Consider the following 19,011-nt stretch of genomic DNA (forward strand, 5'->3'; position numbering starts at 1 on the left):
CTGCCGCGCCGATCGTTTTGCAGCATCGCCGTATTGCAGTACGTGACATCACCCGTTCCGACAACCTTACCCCGCTCTCAATCGCAGCAATGCATCCTTCCCAGGTCTTGTTCCCAGGTGCCCAGCAACCGGTCTCGCTTCCGGTGTGCGATCACTACGCCGGCTCCGAAAAGCTGATGCGCAAGTCGATGGCCCTGCAGCAGGAGCTCGGTCCCTTGTTCGACATCACCTTCGACTGTGAAGATGGCGCTGCCGCCGGCAATGAAGCCGCGCATGCCGAACTGGTCGCCTCGCTCATCACCGGCCCCGGCAATGTCCACCGCCGCATCGGCGCGCGCCTGCATGACGTGGGCCATGCGCATTTCGAGCAGGACGTGGCCATCATCTGCGGCGCCGCTGCGCGCGAGCTGACTTACGTGATGTTGCCCAAGCCTGAAGGCATCGAGGACGTGCTGCGTGCCCTGGAGAGCATCAACCGTGCCGCCAATGCGGCCGGCCGTGCGCAGTTGCCGGTGCAGGTCTTGATCGAGACCCATGGTGCCCTGGCTGACGCCGGCAAGATCGCCGCCCTGCCCCAGGTGCACTCGCTGTCGTTCGGAGTGATGGATTTCGTGTCGGCCCATTACGGCGCCATTCCTGGCAGCGCCATGCGCTCGCCCGGACAGTTCGACCATCCGCTGGTGCGCCGCGCCAAGCTGGAAATTTCTGCCGCCTGCCATGCGCACGGCAAGGTGCCGTCGCACAACGTGACCACCGACATCAAGAATCCCGCCGCCGTGGCTGACGATGCGCGCCGCGCGGCACAGGAGTTTGGCTATACCCGGATGTGGAGCATCCATCCGGACCAGATTCGCCCGATCGTGCAGGCCATGTCCCCGGCCACGGAAGAAGCCGACCTGGCGGCACAGATCTTGCTCAAGGCGCAGGCGGTGCAGTGGGGCCCGATCCAGCATCAGGGCAACCTGCACGACCGCGCCAGTTATCGCTATTACTGGAGTATCCTGCAACGCGCGCACGCCACCGGCATCGCGCTGCCGCCGGAGACTGCACCCTGGTTCGCCCGCGGCGACTCCCCCTCAACCACGCAGTAAACTTGTTTCGACCGACGTCCATGAAAAAGCACCTGACTCTCATCGCCCTGCTGGGCGCCCTCTTCGCCACCGCCGGCATCACTGCGGCGCACGCTGAAACCGATACCAAACCGGCCGCCAAGAAAAAGGTCGTCAAGAAGGCGCCGGCCAAGAAGGCCGCTGCTGCAGCTGCAGCAGCCCCCGCCGCCAAGATGCCGTTCTCTTCCGACGCCGAAGATGACGACAGCGAACCCGAACTGGGCGGCACCCTGTCGGCCGACTTCCAGTGCGAAATGGGTCACAAGCTGACCATCTGGAAGAACGAAGCCGACGACAAGCACATCGCCATCCGCTGGGACAAGCGCATCCACCGCCTGACCCGCGTCGAAACCACCACCGGTGCCAACCGCTTCGAAAACCGCAAGATGGGCCTGGTCTGGATCGGTATCCCGGCCAAGGGCCTGCTGCTGGACTCCAAGAAGGGCCAGCAACTGGCCAATGAATGCAAGAACGCCGAGCAAATCAAGGCCGCCGAAGCAGCACCGGCCGCCACCGTCGCCGCGGCACCCCAGAAGAACTGAGCCGGCAGGCAACCGCCAGCTCATCGCGTATCAAGCAACACAGAATCACAGAATCAGGCAGCACCCCGCAGTTCACCATTGCAGCGCAAACCGGATTCGACTAGCTAGCATCACTAAATTGCCAAATTAAGGAGAAGAGGCCATGTCTCGCAACACATTGAACACCCTGAAGGAATTCCCGATTTCCGGTTCCAAGAAGGGCAAGTTCTACTCCCTGCCCGCCCTGCAAAAGTCGCTGGGCGTGAATATCTCGCGTCTGCCGGTGTCGATTCGCATCGTGCTGGAATCGGTGCTGCGCAACTGCGATGGCCAGAAGGTCACCGAAGAACACGTCAAGCAACTGGCCAACTGGGGCGCCAAGGCCGCCCGCGTGGATGAGATCCCCTTCGTGGTAGCCCGCGTGGTGCTGCAGGACTTCACCGGCGTGCCCCTGCTGGCCGACCTGGCCGCCATGCGCAACGTCGCCAGCAAGCTGGGCAAGAACCCCAAGAACATCGAACCGCTGGTCCCGGTGGACCTGGTGGTGGACCACTCGGTGCAGATCGACCACTTCCGCGAGAAGAAGGCGCTGGACCTGAACATGAAGCTGGAATTCTCGCGCAACAACGAGCGCTACCAGTTCATGAAGTGGGGCATGCAAGCCTTCGACACCTTCGGCGTGGTGCCCCCGGGCTTCGGCATCGTGCACCAGGTCAACCTGGAATACCTGGCACGCGGCGTGCACAACAAGACCGGTGTCTACTACCCTGACACCCTGGTCGGCACCGACTCCCACACCACCATGATCAACGGCATCGGCGTGGTCGGCTGGGGCGTGGGCGGTATCGAAGCCGAAGCCGGCATGCTGGGCCAGCCGGTCTACTTCCTGACCCCGGACGTGGTCGGCGTGAACCTGACCGGTGCGCTGCGCGAAGGCGTCACCGCCACCGACCTGGTGCTGACCATCACCGAACTGCTGCGCCAGACCAAGGTCGTGGGCAAGTTCGTCGAATTCTTCGGTGAAGGTACCGAATCGCTGTCGCTGACCGACCGCGCCACCATCGCCAACATGGCCCCGGAATACGGCGCCACCATGGGCTTCTTCCCGGTTGACGACGCCACCATCGACTACTTCAAGGGCACCGGCCGCACCAAGGCCGAGATCGACGCCTTCGAAGCCTACTTCAAGGCGCAAGGCCTGTACGGCGTGCCCAAGGCCGGCCAGATCGACTACACCCAGGAAGTCTCGCTGGACCTGGGCACCGTCGCCCCGTCGCTGGCAGGTCCGAAGCGTCCGCAAGACCGCATCGAGATCGGCAACGTCAAGTCCACCTTCTCCGACCTCTTCACCAAGCCGACCGCTGAAAACGGCTTCAACAAGAAGGCCGAAGACCTGACCGCGTCCTACAAGAACGCCGATGGCGTGGATGTGCACAACGGTGACGTGCTGATCGCCGCCATCACCTCCTGCACCAACACCTCCAACCCGAGCGTGCTGCTGGCTGCCGGCCTGCTGGCCAAGAAGGCCGTGGAAGCCGGTCTGAAGGTGGCCCCGCACATCAAGACCTCGCTGGCTCCTGGCTCGCGCGTGGTGACCAAGTACCTGGAAGCGGCTGGCCTGCTGCCTTACCTGGAAAAGCTGGGCTTTGGCGTGACCGCCTACGGTTGCACCACTTGCATCGGCAACGCCGGCGACCTGACCCCGGCCATGAACGAAGCCATCGTCAAGAACGACGTGGTGGCGGCCGCCGTGCTGTCGGGCAACCGCAACTTCGAAGCCCGTATCCACCCGAACATCCGCGCCAACTTCCTGGCCTCGCCTCCGCTGGTCGTGGCTTACGCCATCGCCGGCAATGTCACCCGTGACCTGATGACCGAACCGGTCGGCAAGGGCAAGGGCGGCAAGAACATCTATCTGGGCGACATCTGGCCGACCTCGCAAGAGATCGAAAAGCTGCTGAAGTTCGCCATGAACGCCAAAACCTTCAAGGAAAACTACGCCGATGTGAAGGGTGCACCGGGCAAGCTGTGGGAAGCCATCAAGGGCGTCGCCAAGGGCGAAGTCTACAACTGGCCGACCTCGACCTACATCGCCGAGCCGCCGTTCTTCGAGAACTTCAGCGAAGAGCCGACGGCGGCTGCCACCGGCATCAGCGGTGCCCGCGCCCTGGGCGTGTTCGGCGACTCGATCACCACCGACCACATCTCCCCGGCCGGTTCCATCAAGGAATCCAGCCCGGCCGGCAAGTGGCTGCAAGCCAATGGCGTGCTGAAGGCGGACTTCAACTCCTACGGCTCGCGCCGCGGCAACCACGAGATCATGATGCGCGGCACCTTCGCCAACGTGCGTATCAAGAACCTCATGATTCCGGCCAAGGAAGACGGCTCGCGCGTTGAAGGCGGCATCACCATTCACCAGCCTTCCGGTGAAGAAATGTCGATCTACGACGCCGCCATGAAGTACGTGGCTGAAGGTACCCCGACCATGGTCTTCGGTGGCGAAGAGTACGGTACCGGCTCCTCCCGTGACTGGGCTGCCAAGGGCACCCAGCTGCTGGGCGTGAAGGCCGTGATCGCACGTTCCTTCGAGCGTATCCACCGTTCCAACCTGGTCGGCATGGGCGTGCTGCCGCTGCAGTTCCTGGGCAACGACAGCGTGCAGTCGCTGGGCATCACCGGTGAAGAAAGCTTCGACCTGAAGGGCCTGGAAGGCGAGATCAAGCCGCAACAGGAAGCCACCCTGGTGATCCATCGCAAGAACGGCGAGACTCAGGAAGTCAAGCTGCTGCTGCGCATCGACACCCCGATCGAAGTGGACTACTACAAGCATGGCGGCATCCTGCCGTTCGTGCTGCGTCAGCTGCTCGCAGCCTAAGCAGCGTCCGTAGTCCCCTGCAGTACAGAAACGCCGGATTCGTCCGGCGTTTTTTATTGCCCCTTGGCGCTGTGCAATGGCCGCGGCGGCTGACAGGACTGACAAATCATCTACAATAGGCGGTTTCGTTTCCACAGATACAGATAGCCTACATGCGTCGTCCCGCCAAACGTTCCTCCTCCAAGCTTTCTGCCGACAGCCAGCATCTGGTGACTTTTGCGCAAGCCATCGCGCAGGCCTCCAGCCGGCTCGAAGAGCGCGCCTGGCTGAAACCCCTGGACGCCCTGCTCAACAAGCTGCTGCGGGCCGGCCAGCAGGGCCTCATCGATGCCGCCCTGGATCATCTCTTCAAGGCCGACCTGGATGCCTACGACATCCTGATCGAAGCCGTCGAGGCCGGCAGCGAAGCCACCTCGCTGGAACACGAAGGCCAGGACTACGATGTGCAGCTGCTGGTGCTGCCGGTGCTGGCCTGGACCCGCTTTGCCATCGCCTCCGGCCCCATCGGCAGCGAGCTGCTCACCGCCATCGGCGCGCACCTGCATGCCCACGTACTGGCCAAGGAGGCCCGCCTGGCACTGGCACCGAGTCTGTTCTCGATTGAACAGCTGCCGCGCGTACACGCCGACGTCTTCGCCCTGACCCGCCAGATGGGCCAGACCGCCCTCAAAACCGGCCCGGTGCAGCTGCGCGGTGAACAGCCGCCCACCGCCGCCTTCCTGGCCGATACCCGCTACGTGATCGCCGCCGTGGTGGTCCCGGCCGGCGGAGCCCTGTTCCACTGGCAAGAAAGTGAACAGCAGAGCCATTTTTCGGCTCGGAAAGAGGCTGCCTTCGAAGCCTGGACCCAGCAGGCCACCCCGCTCTTCACGCGCCTGCTGCCGGGCTGCAGCGTCGAACTGCTGCTGCCGCAAGCCTATTTCTTCGGCTGCCGCGAGGCCGACAAGCGCATTCGCCCGGCCTCCATCCGCGCCGCCGATTACTTCCTGACGCAGACCCTGGACATCTCCTCCTCCGAACTGCACGCCAGCATCGGCGGCTTCTCCGAGGACATCAATGGCCAGATCGATGAATACCGCATCGGTTTTTCCATCGGCGGCGATCCGACCGTGGTCTATGGCACGGTCTGGCCGCTGTATGAACAGGAAAGTGGCGAAGACCTGCCCATGATGATCCCGACCGGTGCCGGTCTGCTGGAAGGCATCCCCACCAGCCCGCTGCAGCAGATCCTGACGGTGCTGCGCGAATGCGGCATCGTGCACATCAAGCATCATGCAGAACGCTTCACCATGGAGTTTTGCGACGACTGTGGCGCACCGCTCTTCCCTGACCGCGAAGGTGAACTGGTGCACGCGGAAATGCCGGAAGATACGCCTCCTCCGGTCGAGCATTTCCACTGAGAGATGAAGAAACGTCCTGCCGGGAGGCAGGACGCGCGATTCCGGGCATGGCCGGCGCGCCTAAAGCTTCACATGCGCTGAAAAGCGCCCATAAAAAAGGCATCCACCACACGGCGGATGCCTTTTTCTCTTCTGTATCGGGCTATGATGCCCGCTTTTCCTGCGGTACCGAATGACGACGGGCGCCAGATCCGGACTGCGTCTCCTCCGGATCCCGTACTGCCGGCCTGCAGAGCCTCAAAGACTCAGGCAGCCAGCTTTTCGATCAGGCCCATTTCGGCGCTGGACATCAGCTTGTCGATGTCCACCAGGATCAGCATGCGCTGTTCCAGGGTACCCAGGCCGATCAGGTAGTCGGAGTCGAAGGTGGTGCCCATCTCCGGTGCCGGCTTGATCTGTTCCTGGGTCAGGGTGATGACGTCGGACACGCTGTCGACCACCATGCCCACGACGCGGCCGCCGATGTTCAGGATGATGACGACGGTGAACTGGTCATAGGTCGGCTCGCCCAGCTGGAACTTGATGCGCATGTCCACGATGGGGACGATGATGCCGCGCAGGTTCACGACGCCCTTGATGAAGTCGGGCGAATTGGCGATGCGGGTCACGGCTTCGTAGCCGCGGATTTCCTGAACCTTCAGAATATCGATGCCGTATTCTTCCTTGCCCAGGGTGAAGGCGAGAAATTCGTTTCCGTTGCTGTCGGTCTTTTCGCCGAAGCCGGAAAGATTCTTGGTTGCAGTGTCAGACATGTTGAGGCCCTTTAAAAATCAGGAAAATACAGATTCGTCATTCAATTGGCGGCTGGATCGCAGCAAGGCTGCCACATCGACAATCAGGGCAACGCCGCCGTCGCCCAGAATGGTAGCTCCGGAAATGCCAGCGACCTTTCGATAGTTGGATTCCAGATTCTTCACAACGATTTGCTGTTGTCCGATCAGGTCATCCACGAAAAGTGCCGCCTTTTTACCATCTGACTCCAAAATGACCACCAATCCTTGCGAAGGGTCGGTAAATGAAGGCTCGATGTTGAAAATCTGATAAAGCGGGATCAGTGGCAGATATTCACCGCGCACACGCAGCACCTGGCCCTGACCGGAAATCTCTTTGATATCTTGCGGCAAAGGTTGCAAAGATTCAACCACATATCCTAGCGGCAATATGTAAACTTCTTCACCGATGCGAATCGACATGCCGTCCAGGATCGCCAGCGTCAGCGGCAGCGAGATCGAAATGGTGGTGCCGAAGCCCTTGCTGGAGCGGATATCCACCGCGCCACCCATGGCCAGGATGTTGCGCTTGACCACATCCATGCCCACGCCACGCCCGGAGACATCGGTCACCTGCTCGGCGGTAGAGAAGCCGGGTTCGAAGATCAGTTGCCACACTTCGGCATCGGTCAGGCTGTCGGTGACCGGCATGCCCTGCTGCTTGGCCTTGGCCAGGATCTTGTCGCGGTTCAGGCCGCCACCGTCGTCGGTGACTTCGATGATGATGTTGCCGCCCTGGTGCTCGGCCGACAAGGCCAGCACACCTGCCTCGCCCTTGCCCGCTGCGCGGCGCGCGTCGGGCAGTTCGATCCCGTGGTCAATACTGTTGCGCACCAGGTGGGTGAGCGGATCGACGATACGCTCGATCAAGCCCTTGTCCAGCTCGGTGGCCGCGCCGTGGGTGACGAACTCGACCTGCTTGCCCAGCTTGTGCGCCAGATCGCGCACCATGCGCGGGAAGCGCGAGAAGACGTAATCCATCGGCATCATGCGGATCGACATCACCGATTCCTGCAGATCGCGGGTATTGCGGCTCAACTGGCTGACGCTGTTGAGCAGATGTTCGTGATGCATGGGATCGAGCTTGCCAACACGTTGCTCGATCATGGCCTGGGTAATCACCAGTTCGCCGACCAGGTTGATGAGCTGATCGACCTTTTCGATGCTGACCCGGATCGACGACGATTCCTGTCCGCCGCCACCCTTGGCCGCTTTCTTTTCACCGCCGTGGTCACCCTGCAGATGGCCGTCGTCGTGATGGCCGTTGCCGTTGCCGTTACCGTTGCCATTGCCGTGACCGCCAGTGCCGGCGGTGCCGGCGGTGCCATTCGCATGGGCGTCGCCCTCGCTTTTCTTGGCGCTGATGTCCAGCGGCACGAAGGGAGCGAAGAAACCGTAACCCTGCTCGCGTTCCTTGTCTTCGATGGCGGTGTGGTTGTCGAAGAAACCATAACCCTGGGCGCGTTCACGCTCTTCCTGGGTCACGAAATTGTCGAAGAAACCATAACCGCGCTCTTCGTCACTGCCCTGGGCAGGATCGACGGCCTGCGACACCTTCAGATCGGCCACGTTGACGATGAAGGCGCAGATGGCGACCACGTCATCGATCGGTTCAGCCGTATCAAGGATGAAGATCCACTTCCCCTCGGGCGACTTGGACTTCTCCAGCTTGCCCAACATGGCCAGCTCGTCGGCCAGGGCCTCGGCATCCTTGTCGCTGATTTCCGGCATGTCCAGCCGGTAGCGGCGAACGCCGCCGGGTCCGACCACGGCGCCGGCGGGCGCCGCCGCGTCCGTCTTCGGCGCAGCCGAGGCACGCCGGCCCTGGGACAATTCCTCCAGCAGCATGCGGACATTGCCGACCGCGTCCTGATCCACCTCGGCACCATGCTTGTGCCCGTCCAGCATGGACTTGAGCACATCCTTGGCGGCCAGGAAGGCATCCACGTGTTCCGAGGTCAGCTTCATCTGGCCCTGGCGGATGCGATCCAGCAGCGACTCCAGAACGTGTGTGACTTCGGCAATATCGGTCAGGCCGAAGGTGGACGAACCACCCTTGATCGAATGGGCGGCACGAAACACCGCGTTGAGGTCCTCCGGATCGGGAGACGCCACATTGACGGCCAACAACAGCTTTTCCATTTCCGCGAGGCCTTCCTCGGCCTCGTCGAAAAAGACCTGGAAAAACTGGCTCATATCAATGCTCATGCCTGGGCTCCATGCTGGATGCAGTACGTATCTTCTTCTTGTCCCGGCAAACGATCAGCCGATCACCTTGCGCACCACCTCGGTCAGGCGCTGCGGATCGAAGGGCTTGACCAGCCAGCCATTGGCACCGGCGGCCTTGCCCTTGGCCTTCATCTCGTCGCTGAACTCGGTGGTCAGCATCAGGATGGGCACACGTGCGTAACTGGTCAGCTCGCGCAGGGAGCGGATCAGCGTCAGGCCGTCCATGCGCGGCATGTTCTGGTCGGTCAGGACCAGGTCGAAGGTATGCGTCTTGGCCTTTTCCAGCGCGTCCACCCCGTCGACCGCCTCGGTCACGTTGTAACCCGCAGCTTTCAGACTGAATACCACCATCTGACGCAGTGACCCGGAATCATCTACTGCGAGAATCGTTTTGGACATCGTTACTCCCTGTTTCTTCAATAAGGCTCATGCGCGTATGCATTATGCCGCACCCTTGGCCACCGACCTACCGCCCAGCCAAGGCCGGAATGACCTAGTTCAATCTTGTACCACTCAGCCAGCCACCGATCAGAACAGCTCGATGTCGCCACTTTCCATGCGGGTCTGGCGCACTGCTTTCCAGAGCCCGGTATCGAGCATGTTGAGGCGCTCTTCAATCGCCTGCACCGTGCTGGCCAGCAATTCCTTGACCTCTTCGTCGGTCTGGCCCTGCTCGGGGACGATCTCGAAGCTGTTCGCACTCAGGACCCCCAGCGCTTCACGCAGGCCGATCACGCGGCGCACGATGCGTTCCAGCAGCTGGCTGGTCATGTCCTGGAACTGCAAGCCGGTCACGGCCGCGTTGACGTAGTGGCTGACTTCGCCCTGGGTGGCCTTGAGCTGATCGATGCTCGCGCTGTCGAACTGACCGCTGCCGTTCATCAGGCCTTCCAGGATGGATTGCTGTATCTGTACCGCGCGATGCAGCTCCATGAAACTGTTGCCCAGCTTGCCGATGGCTTCGCCCAGCAGGATGTTGGTCTGGACCAGGTCCGACTCCACTTCCGTCAATTGGCGGCTGCCGCCGCTGGCAGTATCGAGCAACAAGCGCTTGAGCTCCTGCAGCATGGTCTTGGTCGGCATATCCGGCTCTCTTCCCCTGTTCAATTGGAACACTTCTGCTTCATTGGCAAACCGCGCGCACCCGCGCCGGCGTGGCATCTGTTATCAGTTCTTGGCCGGCGCACTCAGCCCTTGCTGCACATCTTCATCGCTGGCATCGGTGGGGACGTTCAACGAGCCGCTATCCTTTTCCACCAGTTCTTCCGCCTTCTTGTTCATGACGATGATGCTGATGCGGCGGTTGATCGGGTTGAACGGATCTTCCTTGTCCAGCAGCACCGCCGAGGACAGGCCCACCACCCGCAGCACCTTCGATTCGTCCATGCCCCCGGTAATGAGTTCGCGGCGCGAAGCATTGGCGCGGTCAGCCGACAGTTCCCAGTTGCTGTAGCCCTTCTCGCCGCGCGAATAAGGCGTGGCATCGGTGTGGCCGGACAGGCTGATCTTGTTGGGCACGTCGTTCAATGTGCGGCCGATCTCATGCAGGATTTCCTTGGTATAGGGCTGCAGTTGCGCACTGGCCAGGGCAAACATGGGACGGTTCTTCTCGTCCACGATCTGGATGCGCAGGCCTTCCGAGGTGATGTCGATCAACAGCTGGTTCTTGAACTGCTTCAAGGTCGGATTGGAATCGATGGCCTTTTCCAGGCGCGACTTCAGTTCTTCCAGCCGGGTGCGCTCGGCGCGCTCCAGTTCCTGCTGCGCCTGCTTGAGGCTCTGCTTGCGCGAGACCACATCGTTCTCGCCCTTGCGCAGCTGGCCGTCCTGGCGGGTCAGATCCTTGCCGCCGCCGGGCAGCACCGTGTTGGCATCACCACTGCCGGAACCGCCGGCCATGGCCACCTTCAGCGGCGTCTTGAAGTATTCGGCGATCCCGTTCAGGTCGCCCTTGGCGGTCGATCCCAGCAGCCACATCAGCAGGAAGAAGGCCATCATCGCGGTCACGAAGTCGGCGTACGCAATCTTCCAGGCGCCACCATGGTGACCCCCGCCGCCTTTCTTGATCCGCTTGACGATAATGGGACGTAGACCTTCGTCGGCCATGCCTGTGCTCCTGCTTCAATACTGATGTCTGTGTGAATCGCCCTGCCTGCCGGCCTCCCCTGGCCGGCCTGCCGACCGCTTACTTGCCCTTGGCCTGCTTGACGTGCTCTTCCAGTTCGAGGAAGGTCGGACGTTCGGTCGAGAACAGGACCTTGCGGCCGAATTCGATCGACAGTGCCGGCGCATACCCATTCAGGCTCGCCAGCAACGTCACCTTCACGCACTGGTAGATCTTGGTCGATTCGTGCAGCTTCTGTTCCAGCAAGCTGGAGAGCGGGCCCACGAAACCGTAGGCCAGCAGAATACCGAGGAAGGTACCGACCAGCGCGTGCGCGATCAGCATGCCCAGCTCGGAGGGAGGGATACCCACCGACTCCATGGTGTGCACCACGCCCATCACCGCCGCCACGATACCGAAGGCCGGCATGCCGTCGCCCAGCTTGGCGATGCAGTGCACCGGAATCTCGCCCTCGTGATGGTGGGTCTCGATTTCGTTGTCCATCAGGTTTTCGATCTGGAACGCATCCATGTTGCCCGACACCATCAGGCGCAGGTAATCGGTCATGAACTCGATCAGGTGATGGTCCGCCAGCACGCCAGGGTACTTGCTGAAGATGGGGCTGCTTTCCGGCTCTTCGATGTCGCCTTCGATCGACATCAAACCCTCTTTACGGGATTTGGTGAGGATCTCGAACAGCAGCGCCATCAGCTCCATGTACAGCGCCTTGGTGTAGGTGCTGCCCTTGAAGACCGTCGGCAAAGCCTTCATGGTGGCCTTGATCGCCTTGTTGTTGTTACCGACCAGGAAAGCGCCCAGCGCGGCGCCGCCGATCATGAGCAGTTCGAGTGGCTGGAACAGTGCCCCCAGGTGGCCGCCCGACAGGGCAAAGCCGCCGAAGACGGACCCCATGACCACGATATATCCAATGATGACTAGCAAGTGCCTACTCCCGTCCCTGTGGCGTTGAGTGTATTTTCACGTTCGTCAGATTACAGGTATTCCAGTCAAGCAAATGGGGGAATACATATCCGAAAAACGCCCTTCCTTTTCGATTTACGGCTGAATTGGCGCAAACTTGATACGTCGCGTCTCGCAGCCCCTGTAAAGGGTTTCTTTACCTGTGTCGCCTCACATGCGCCATCCGTGCAGCACCCTGCCCCCGTGCTCCGGTTCGACCACCACATCCGGGGTGGTACCGGGGATATGAAATTCGTAGCTCAGAAGCAGTGTCCCCGGCTTCATCTCGGCGCGCGCCTTGTGCCACAGCGCCTCCATCGCCGCCGGTGACAGATAGGCAAACACCACGTCATAGTCACCAAAATCCAGCAGCAGGTAGTCGCCGCGCACGAAGCGGCAGCGATTGCCCGCCAGTGCCGCCCGCAGCCGGCTCACCAGCCACGGCAAGGGCGCAATCTCGATGCCGGTGAATTCACTCTCGGGCCGGCGGCGCGACAGGTCCAGGACGGCACCGCCCAGGCCACTGCCGATATCCATGAAACGGATCGGCCGCCCCTCGGGCAAGAGACCCGCCACGGCATCCCAGGCACTCTGCCCGGAAGGGTAGAACGGCACCTGGCTGCGAAAGGTCGACCAGAACAGCACCAGCATGAACAGGAACACCGCCAGGAACACCCACGACGGCAGGTGCAACTGACCCACGCCCAACGCCGCCAGCGGGAACACCAGCAGGATCAGCCACCACCACGCGGCCATGCGGCGCAGTCGTGCCAGCAGCGCAGCGATCACGCCATGCAGCAGGGAAGTCTGGAGGGGGGAAAGAGGAGCGAGACCGGCGCGCTGGAACAGCACGTCCAGCACGTTGGCACCAATCAGGCCCAGCACGAACAGCAGCAAGGCCTGGATGGCCGGCGCCTGCCACAGGGGCCTGCGCCCGGCACCGGGGTGATTCTCAGGTTCGGACATCGAGGCAATCGGCCTTATTCTTTTTTGGTTGAACACCCTGGCCCATTACCACCCTGCTGCTCGCCAGCAGCAAGGCATCGGTACATCCCTGTTCCGGCTCAGGCCACGGCGGCCAGCACCGGCTCGGTGCCCAGGGGCGCGGAAGCAGCAACCGGCATGGCGCCTTCGACCAGACCCATGATGACCGCATCCTTGGCCTTCTTGGTCTTGCCGGCGCGCGAGGGCATGTGGCACAGGCCGCACAGGTAGTCCTGATGCAGGTCCAGGCGATGCACCACGAAGTGGCCGTGGCACTTGCAGCACGGCGTGGTCATGAGCATCTTGCTTTCGAAGAAGCGCACCAGCGTCCAGGCACGGGTCAGCGACAGCACCGGCTCGCCGGCATCGTTATAGCCGACCTGCTCCAGGTAGAGCTTGTAGGCCTTCATGACGGCCTCGATGCCACTGATGCGGGCATGCTCGATCAGGTAGCGGTGAATGTTGATGAACAGCGAAGAATGGATATTGGGCTGCCAGGTGATGAACCAGTCCGTCGAGAACGGCAGCATGCCCTTGGGCGGCGAGACACCCTTCAATTCCTTGTACAGCTTCAGCAGTCGCTCGCGCGACAGCGAGGTTTCCGATTCCAGCAACTGGAGGCGTGCCCCCAGATTGATCAGTTCAATGGCCAACTGAATTTCCTGCGCCTCTGTCACAACGCTCTTTTTAGCCATGGTGCAACCCCCCGGTGATTTCGTAATAAAACTGCCTGACCCCAATTCGCCGGCCCCGGGCGGGCGAACTTTCAGGCATGAATGCAAGACTGAAACTGAATAACTCTGTAGAACGTCTTCCCCTCCGGCGCGTTGACTGTCCCTGGCCACGCCGGCCATGCTTTTTGTCTTGTTGTTTTACGAAATTTGTTCGCCGGGCTGGCAGGCCATCAGGATGGCTGCGTGTGACTGCGCCAGGCTCTTGTCCTTGTTGTAGTTGGTCAGCATGCCGAGGATGGCGCCGTCGTCGAAACGGAAACGGGTCAACATCATGTTGGTCGCCGCCAGCTTCATGATCTGCACGTTGGACAAGCCTTCGATCAGATCGGCGATCTCGGCGCTGATACCCAGACGGAAGATTGCGGTCGGTTTGTCCGAACGGATCATTTGCTGCGCCAGCATGAGATAGCTCAGGTTGGCATCGCGGATCTCCGCCATCATGTCGTTGGTATTCATTTGCACCCCACCTCGGTAAGTACTTCCTACGGCTCACGCGGCTGAACGCTGCATCGAGCTGCTTACAATCGCTTACATTTACTTGACTGCAAGCCAATTCTGAGGGGGGCAGGACAGGCGGGAAATTAGACTTGGTCGGTATTTTTAGACGGAGAGAAGCCCGAGCGTCTTGTAGGTGTCCGTCTTACACGACTGCGGGATATTGGTGAAGATTTCCATTCTGGCAGCCAAAGAGCGAGGAGGCTCGTGACTTTGCGCGCCAATCAGGAATTTCCTGATCAAAAGGTTTCCTGGTTGAAATGACAAAAGAAAATTGTCTTCCAGGCAACAAAATAAGTTGTAAATATTCGATGACAAATGCCCTCTTGTTGCTTGGGGACGACTAGCTCATCCAGTTTTTCGGGCTGTTCACTGTAGTTGGCTTCAGCAAGAACACCCAGAAAACTTTCACATATTTACCTGCTTTGATGATTTTTGCGCAACGTCATGACCATCGAAACGTCGCCGTATCGAGAATTGCTACCATTTTATGACGCTCCCAAATACGGCAAAACGATAAACAGATGCAGCATTTACCTTTATTCAATTTCTTTTGTGCAAACTGAACCTTGTCGGCCATCAGACGCGCCCTGCCCCGCTGCCGACACCGGCAGCCGAGCAGGGCTGGCCACTCAGAGCTTGCTCAAGGCCTGCTCGATATCGGCAATGAGATCGGCGGGGGCTTCGAGCCCGATGTTGAAGCGCACCAGCACGCCTTCTCGCTGCCACTGGTGGCGCATGCCGCGCATGCGGTAGGGCACGCAGAGGCTGTGGGCACCGCCCCAGCTGTAGCCGATCTTGAAGAGCTGCAGGCTGTCGACGAAGCGGTCAGTCTGCTCTTCGCTGTAACGGGAATCGAAGATCACCGAGAACAGACCGCCCGCCCCTGTGAAGTCGCGCTTCCAGTGGGCGTGTCCTGGGCAATCTTCAAAGGCCGGGTGCAGCACCGCCACGATTTCCGGGCGTTGCTTGAGCCAGGCCGCGACCTTGCGCGCGGCCGCATCGTGGGCCTCGAAACGCAGGCGCATCGAGGACAGGCTGCGCAGGACCAGGTAGACGTCGTCCATGCCCACGCCGAAGCCCAGGCGCATGTGGGCCAGTTCCAGTTTCTCGTTGAGGGCCTGGTCGCGCACGATGACAGCGCCCATCAGCACATCCGAGCCGCCGGACTGGTATTTGGTGACGGCTTGCATGACGATGTCCACACCGTGTTCGAAGGCCTTGAAGGCGATGCCGGCCGCCCAGGTATTGTCGATGGCCACCAGCACGCCCTTTTCATGCGCGGCAAGGCACAGGGCCGGGATGTCAGGCACTTCCATCGAGACCGAACCGGGTGCTTCGGTCCACACCAGGCGTGTATTGGGCTGGATCAACTCGGCCAGGCCGGCGCCGACCATGGGGTCGTAGAAGCGTGCGGTGATCCCGAAATCACGCTCCAGCCACTGCCCCAGGTCCTTGCTGGGGCCGTAGACGTTATCCGGCAGCAGCACGTCATCTCCCGTTTTCAGGAAGGCGAAGTTGACCATCGCGATGGCCGCCAGGCCGCTGGGGGTGACACGGCAATAGGTGCCGCCCTCGATCTCGGCCAGCCGCGCTTCCAGCACGAAGCTGGTCGGGGTGCCGTGCAGGCCGTAGGTATAGCCCAGCTTTTCGCGCCAGTCGCGCGAACGCATGGCGGCCACGTTGGGGAACAGCACGGTGGAAGCGTGATGGATGCCGACCGGGAAGGCTTCAAAGCCGTCCGGAGCGCGGTAGCTGCTGTGGACCAGGGCGGTCTGGGGATCAAGCGGGAGAGAAGATGCGGGGGACGTAGCGTTGGAATCGGACACGGGTCTGCCTCTGGAAACGATCGCGCCCCAGGAACGGGGCGCAAAGGTCTCACTATACGCGCAGCTTGTTCACATCGAAAGCAACAGAAGCGGCCGGAAAACCCGAGAAATGGCGGGCATGGCAAAACAGAGTGAACACAGCTTCATATCACCCGTACAGCGCCGCAGTCTGGCCTTCGCTGCCGGGCAAGCGTCAGGGCAACTGCAAGGCGAAGGGCTTGCTGATGCTGCCATCGGCGCTGGACCAGGTCCCGGTGATGGACTGGCCCTGGCGGTGCCCTTCCCATTGACCGGAGACATCCTTGCCGTTGACCGATTCTTCCATCAGGAGGTCATCGCCATCGACCTCGCCCGCTACCAGGATCTCGGGCGAACCGCCGAAGAAGAAATAGCGCCCTTCCAGGCCATCTTCATTTTTCTTGGGCTGCAGCGAGAGCTGGATGTCGCGCCCGTCGATCTGGCCGCGCAGCACCAGGGCGTGCGTCATCAGGGTCTGCTGCAGCGAGCCTTCAGGCGCATTGGCAGCGGGGCCGGACGCAGCGGCCCACGCCGGCATGAGTCCGCTGGCACTGCACAGCACCAGCGCCATCAGGAGCGCACGCATCACTCGGCCGCGCCCCACAGGTCATGGGCGTCAGCGGCGGTGATGCGCACGTCGACGAACTGGCCCACTTCCAGCTTGCGGTGCGGCTCGAAAGGCGGTTTCACATAGACCACGCCATCGATCTCGGGCGCGTCCGAATAGGTGCGGCCGGTACCGCCATTGCGGTCCACTTCATCGATGAGCACGCGCAGGGTCTTGCCGACCTTGGCTTGCAGGCGCTTCTTGGAAATCTCTTCCTGCAGCTGCATGACGCGGCCACGGCGTTCTTCGCGCACTTCTTCCGGCACCGGGTTGGCGATCTCGTTGGCGGTCGCGCCTTCCACCGGGGAATAGGCGAAGCAGCCCAGGCGGTCGATCTCGGCTTCCTTCAGGAAGTCCAGCAGGTACTCGAACTCGGCCTCGGTCTCGCCGGGGAAGCCGGCGATGAAGGTGGAGCGGATCGAGATGTCCGGGCACAGGGCACGCCATGCCTGGATGCGCTCGATGTTCTTCTCGCCATTGGCGGGGCGCTTCATGCGCTTGAGCACGTCCGGGTGGGCATGCTGCAGCGGCACGTCCAGGTAGGGCAGGATCTTGCCTTCGGCCATCAGCGGGATGATCTGGTCCACGTGCGGGTACGGATATACATAGTGCAGGCGCACCCAGGCGCCGTACTGCTGGGCCAGTTCGCCCAGGGCACCGACCAGTTGGGTCATGTGGGTCTTGATCGGCTTGCCGTTCCAGAAACCGGTACGGAACTTCACATCCACGCCATAGGCGCTGGTGTCCTGGGAAATCACCAGCAATTCCTTCACACCGGCCTTGAAGAGGTTCTCGGCTTCCAGCATGACATCGGCGATGGGACGCGAGACCAGGTCACCGCGCATGGAGGGGATGATGCAGAAGCTGCAGCGATGGTTGCAGCCTTCCGAAATCTTCAGATAGGCAAAATGCTTGGGGGTCAGCTTGACGCCCTGCGGCGGCACCAGGTCGATGAACGGCGCATGCGGCTTGGGCAGGTGCTTGTGCACCGCCTGCATGACCTCGCCCACGGCATGCGGGCCGGTCACTTCGAGGACCTTGGGGTGGATCTTCTGGATGATGTCGTCGCCGTCGGCATCCTTCTTGGCACCCAGGCAGCCAGTGACGATGACCTTGCCGTTTTCGTTCAGGGCTTCGCCGATGGCGTCCAGCGATTCCTGCACGGCGGCATCGATGAAGCCGCAGGTATTGACGATCACCAGGTCGGCACCGTCATAGGACTTGGCGGTATCGTAGCCTTCGGCACGCAGCTGGGTCAGGATCTGTTCGGAATCGACCAGTGCCTTGGGGCAGCCGAGGGAGACGAAGCCGACCTTGGGCAGGGCCGGGGTGGCGGGAGAAAACGGGTTGGACATGGCAGAAGGCTCAGTGAGACGGGCCGCAAACGGCCGAAAATACGGGAAACAGCGAAAAATGCTTTAAAAATCAGGGCGCTATTGTACAACGTCCGCCCGTTTGCGCCCGATTTTGGCTGGTCCGGACGGGCGGCGACGCCACAAAAGCAAAACGGCCCGCGCGGGGCCGTTTGCTGAAGGGGCCGGGAGGCCGCTTACTTCTTCTGATCCGGCGGCGTGCCGGGCGCGCCAAAGGGGAAGGTGCCGAACATGTTCTTGGTCTGGCTCTGCATCTGCTCCTGCATCTGGATGAACAGGTTCTTGCTCTGTTCGATGTAGTTGCTCATCATGCCCTGCATCATCGGACCTTGCACGTTCATGAACTGGGTCCACATCTCGGGACTGAAAGGCTTGCCTTCGTAGAAGCCCTTGGAATTTTCGGCCAGCTTGTTCTGGATGTCGATGAAGGTCTGGATGTTCTTTTCCAGGTAGTTGCCCATCATGCCCTGCATGGCATGGCCGTAGTAGCGGATGATCTGCGACAGCGCGCCACTGGAGAACATCGGCACACCGTGCGACTCTTCTTCCAGAATGATCTGCAGCAGGATGCTGCGGGTCAGGTCATCGCCGCTCTTGGCGTCGACCACGGTGAATTCTTCATTGTCCAGCACCAGTTGCTTGACGTCGGTCAGCGTGATGTAGGAACTGGTCTGGGTATCGTAAAGACGGCGGTTGGGGTATTTCTTGATCAAGCGATCTGCCGAATTTTTTGCAGTAGTCATCTGAAGTCCAGTCTCTCTCTCATTGCAGCCGTCTTGCCGGCCTTGGTTTGCAGCGGTGCGGGAGGCTTCGATGCAGTCCTCACCCGCGGGCGTCCGGGACATTGCGCTGTCCTCTCCTTGCTTCTTCACTCTTCTGCTGTCTGCCGCCTGCGTTTTGCAGGGCAGCAACGCAAGCCATTATAGGGGTGAAGAGCGGCAAAAGGGGAGCCCTGACGTGCCAGACTGACAAAATCCCAGCCTGCGGCACACGTAAAAACGGC

The 19,011-nt window shown here is 61.2% G+C and carries 17 protein-coding genes; 4 read left to right on the forward strand and 13 right to left on the reverse strand.

The annotated features are described in order from the left end of the window. The first annotated feature begins 89 nt into the window (after window positions 1-89). From E2K99_RS15315 to E2K99_RS15330, 4 genes are all read left to right on the forward strand, one after another. Window positions 90-1,091, forward strand: a complete 1,002-nt coding sequence (locus E2K99_RS15315) for an HpcH/HpaI aldolase/citrate lyase family protein (protein ID WP_134222781.1) — start codon at window positions 90-92, stop codon at window positions 1,089-1,091. Between the two features lie 20 nt (window positions 1,092-1,111). Beyond that, entirely contained in the window at window positions 1,112-1,651 is a 540-nt protein-coding gene (locus E2K99_RS15320; protein WP_034333994.1) for a hypothetical protein, read from the forward strand. Between the two features lie 142 nt (window positions 1,652-1,793). Beyond that, window positions 1,794-4,505: an aconitate hydratase AcnA gene (gene acnA, locus E2K99_RS15325; protein ID WP_134222782.1), complete on the forward strand. Its 2,712-nt coding sequence runs from the start codon at window positions 1,794-1,796 to the stop codon at window positions 4,503-4,505. 152 nt (window positions 4,506-4,657) lie between these two features. Beyond that, window positions 4,658-5,905 carry a DUF2863 family protein gene (locus tag E2K99_RS15330; RefSeq protein WP_039785313.1) on the forward strand — a complete coding sequence of 416 codons (1,248 nt, stop codon included), beginning with the start codon at window positions 4,658-4,660 and terminating at the stop codon, window positions 5,903-5,905. A gap of 245 nt (window positions 5,906-6,150) precedes the next feature. On the opposite strand, the gene E2K99_RS15335 is transcribed toward E2K99_RS15330, so the two are convergent. The 13 genes from E2K99_RS15335 to phaR all read right to left on the reverse strand — a co-directional run bounded on the left by E2K99_RS15335 (window position 6,151) and on the right by phaR (window position 18,751). After that, window positions 6,151-6,657, reverse strand: coding sequence for a chemotaxis protein CheW (locus E2K99_RS15335; protein WP_006463271.1), 507 nt, complete (start codon window positions 6,655-6,657; stop codon window positions 6,151-6,153). A gap of 18 nt (window positions 6,658-6,675) precedes the next feature. Further along, window positions 6,676-8,883, reverse strand: coding sequence for a chemotaxis protein CheA (cheA, locus tag E2K99_RS15340; RefSeq protein WP_134222783.1), 2,208 nt, complete (start codon window positions 8,881-8,883; stop codon window positions 6,676-6,678). A 54-nt stretch (window positions 8,884-8,937) separates the two neighbouring features. Further along, window positions 8,938-9,303 carry a response regulator gene (locus tag E2K99_RS15345; protein WP_006463269.1) on the reverse strand — a complete coding sequence of 122 codons (366 nt, stop codon included), beginning with the start codon at window positions 9,301-9,303 and terminating at the stop codon, window positions 8,938-8,940. A 129-nt stretch (window positions 9,304-9,432) separates the two neighbouring features. Beyond that, a complete protein-coding gene (locus tag E2K99_RS15350) occupies window positions 9,433-9,987 on the reverse strand; it encodes a hypothetical protein (protein ID WP_039785309.1) in 555 nt (184 codons plus the stop codon). Window positions 9,988-10,071: 84 nt separating this feature from the next. Further along, window positions 10,072-11,010: a flagellar motor protein MotB gene (gene motB, locus E2K99_RS15355; RefSeq protein ID WP_134222784.1), complete on the reverse strand. Its 939-nt coding sequence runs from the start codon at window positions 11,008-11,010 to the stop codon at window positions 10,072-10,074. Window positions 11,011-11,089: 79 nt separating this feature from the next. Next, window positions 11,090-11,950 carry a flagellar motor stator protein MotA gene (gene motA, locus E2K99_RS15360; protein WP_088753345.1) on the reverse strand — a complete coding sequence of 287 codons (861 nt, stop codon included), beginning with the start codon at window positions 11,948-11,950 and terminating at the stop codon, window positions 11,090-11,092. Window positions 11,951-12,139: 189 nt separating this feature from the next. Then, on the reverse strand, window positions 12,140-12,934 hold the full coding sequence (locus tag E2K99_RS15365) for a class I SAM-dependent methyltransferase (RefSeq protein WP_134136008.1): 795 nt from the start codon (window positions 12,932-12,934) through the stop codon (window positions 12,140-12,142). 98 nt (window positions 12,935-13,032) lie between these two features. Then, on the reverse strand, window positions 13,033-13,647 hold the full coding sequence (flhC, locus tag E2K99_RS15370; protein ID WP_034334002.1) for a flagellar transcriptional regulator FlhC: 615 nt from the start codon (window positions 13,645-13,647) through the stop codon (window positions 13,033-13,035). Window positions 13,648-13,824: 177 nt separating this feature from the next. Continuing rightward, entirely contained in the window at window positions 13,825-14,142 is a 318-nt protein-coding gene (gene flhD / locus E2K99_RS15375; RefSeq protein WP_034334003.1) for a flagellar transcriptional regulator FlhD, read from the reverse strand. A gap of 671 nt (window positions 14,143-14,813) precedes the next feature. Beyond that, window positions 14,814-16,010: a cystathionine beta-lyase gene (locus tag E2K99_RS15380; RefSeq protein ID WP_134222785.1), complete on the reverse strand. Its 1,197-nt coding sequence runs from the start codon at window positions 16,008-16,010 to the stop codon at window positions 14,814-14,816. Window positions 16,011-16,203: 193 nt separating this feature from the next. Continuing rightward, a complete protein-coding gene (locus E2K99_RS15385) occupies window positions 16,204-16,614 on the reverse strand; it encodes a hypothetical protein (protein WP_039785299.1) in 411 nt (136 codons plus the stop codon). Further along, window positions 16,614-17,990: a 30S ribosomal protein S12 methylthiotransferase RimO gene (rimO, locus tag E2K99_RS15390; RefSeq protein WP_134222786.1), complete on the reverse strand. Its 1,377-nt coding sequence runs from the start codon at window positions 17,988-17,990 to the stop codon at window positions 16,614-16,616. Before rimO ends, E2K99_RS15385 begins: the two co-directional genes overlap by 1 nt. A 194-nt stretch (window positions 17,991-18,184) precedes the next feature. Beyond that, window positions 18,185-18,751, reverse strand: coding sequence for a polyhydroxyalkanoate synthesis repressor PhaR (gene phaR / locus E2K99_RS15395; RefSeq protein WP_008329998.1), 567 nt, complete (start codon window positions 18,749-18,751; stop codon window positions 18,185-18,187). Between the last annotated feature and the right edge of the window lie 260 nt (window positions 18,752-19,011).

Origin of the sequence: Herbaspirillum huttiense, from assembly GCF_004367745.1 — a bacterium.
Taxonomy (GTDB): Bacteria; Pseudomonadota; Gammaproteobacteria; order Burkholderiales; family Burkholderiaceae_D; genus Herbaspirillum; species Herbaspirillum huttiense.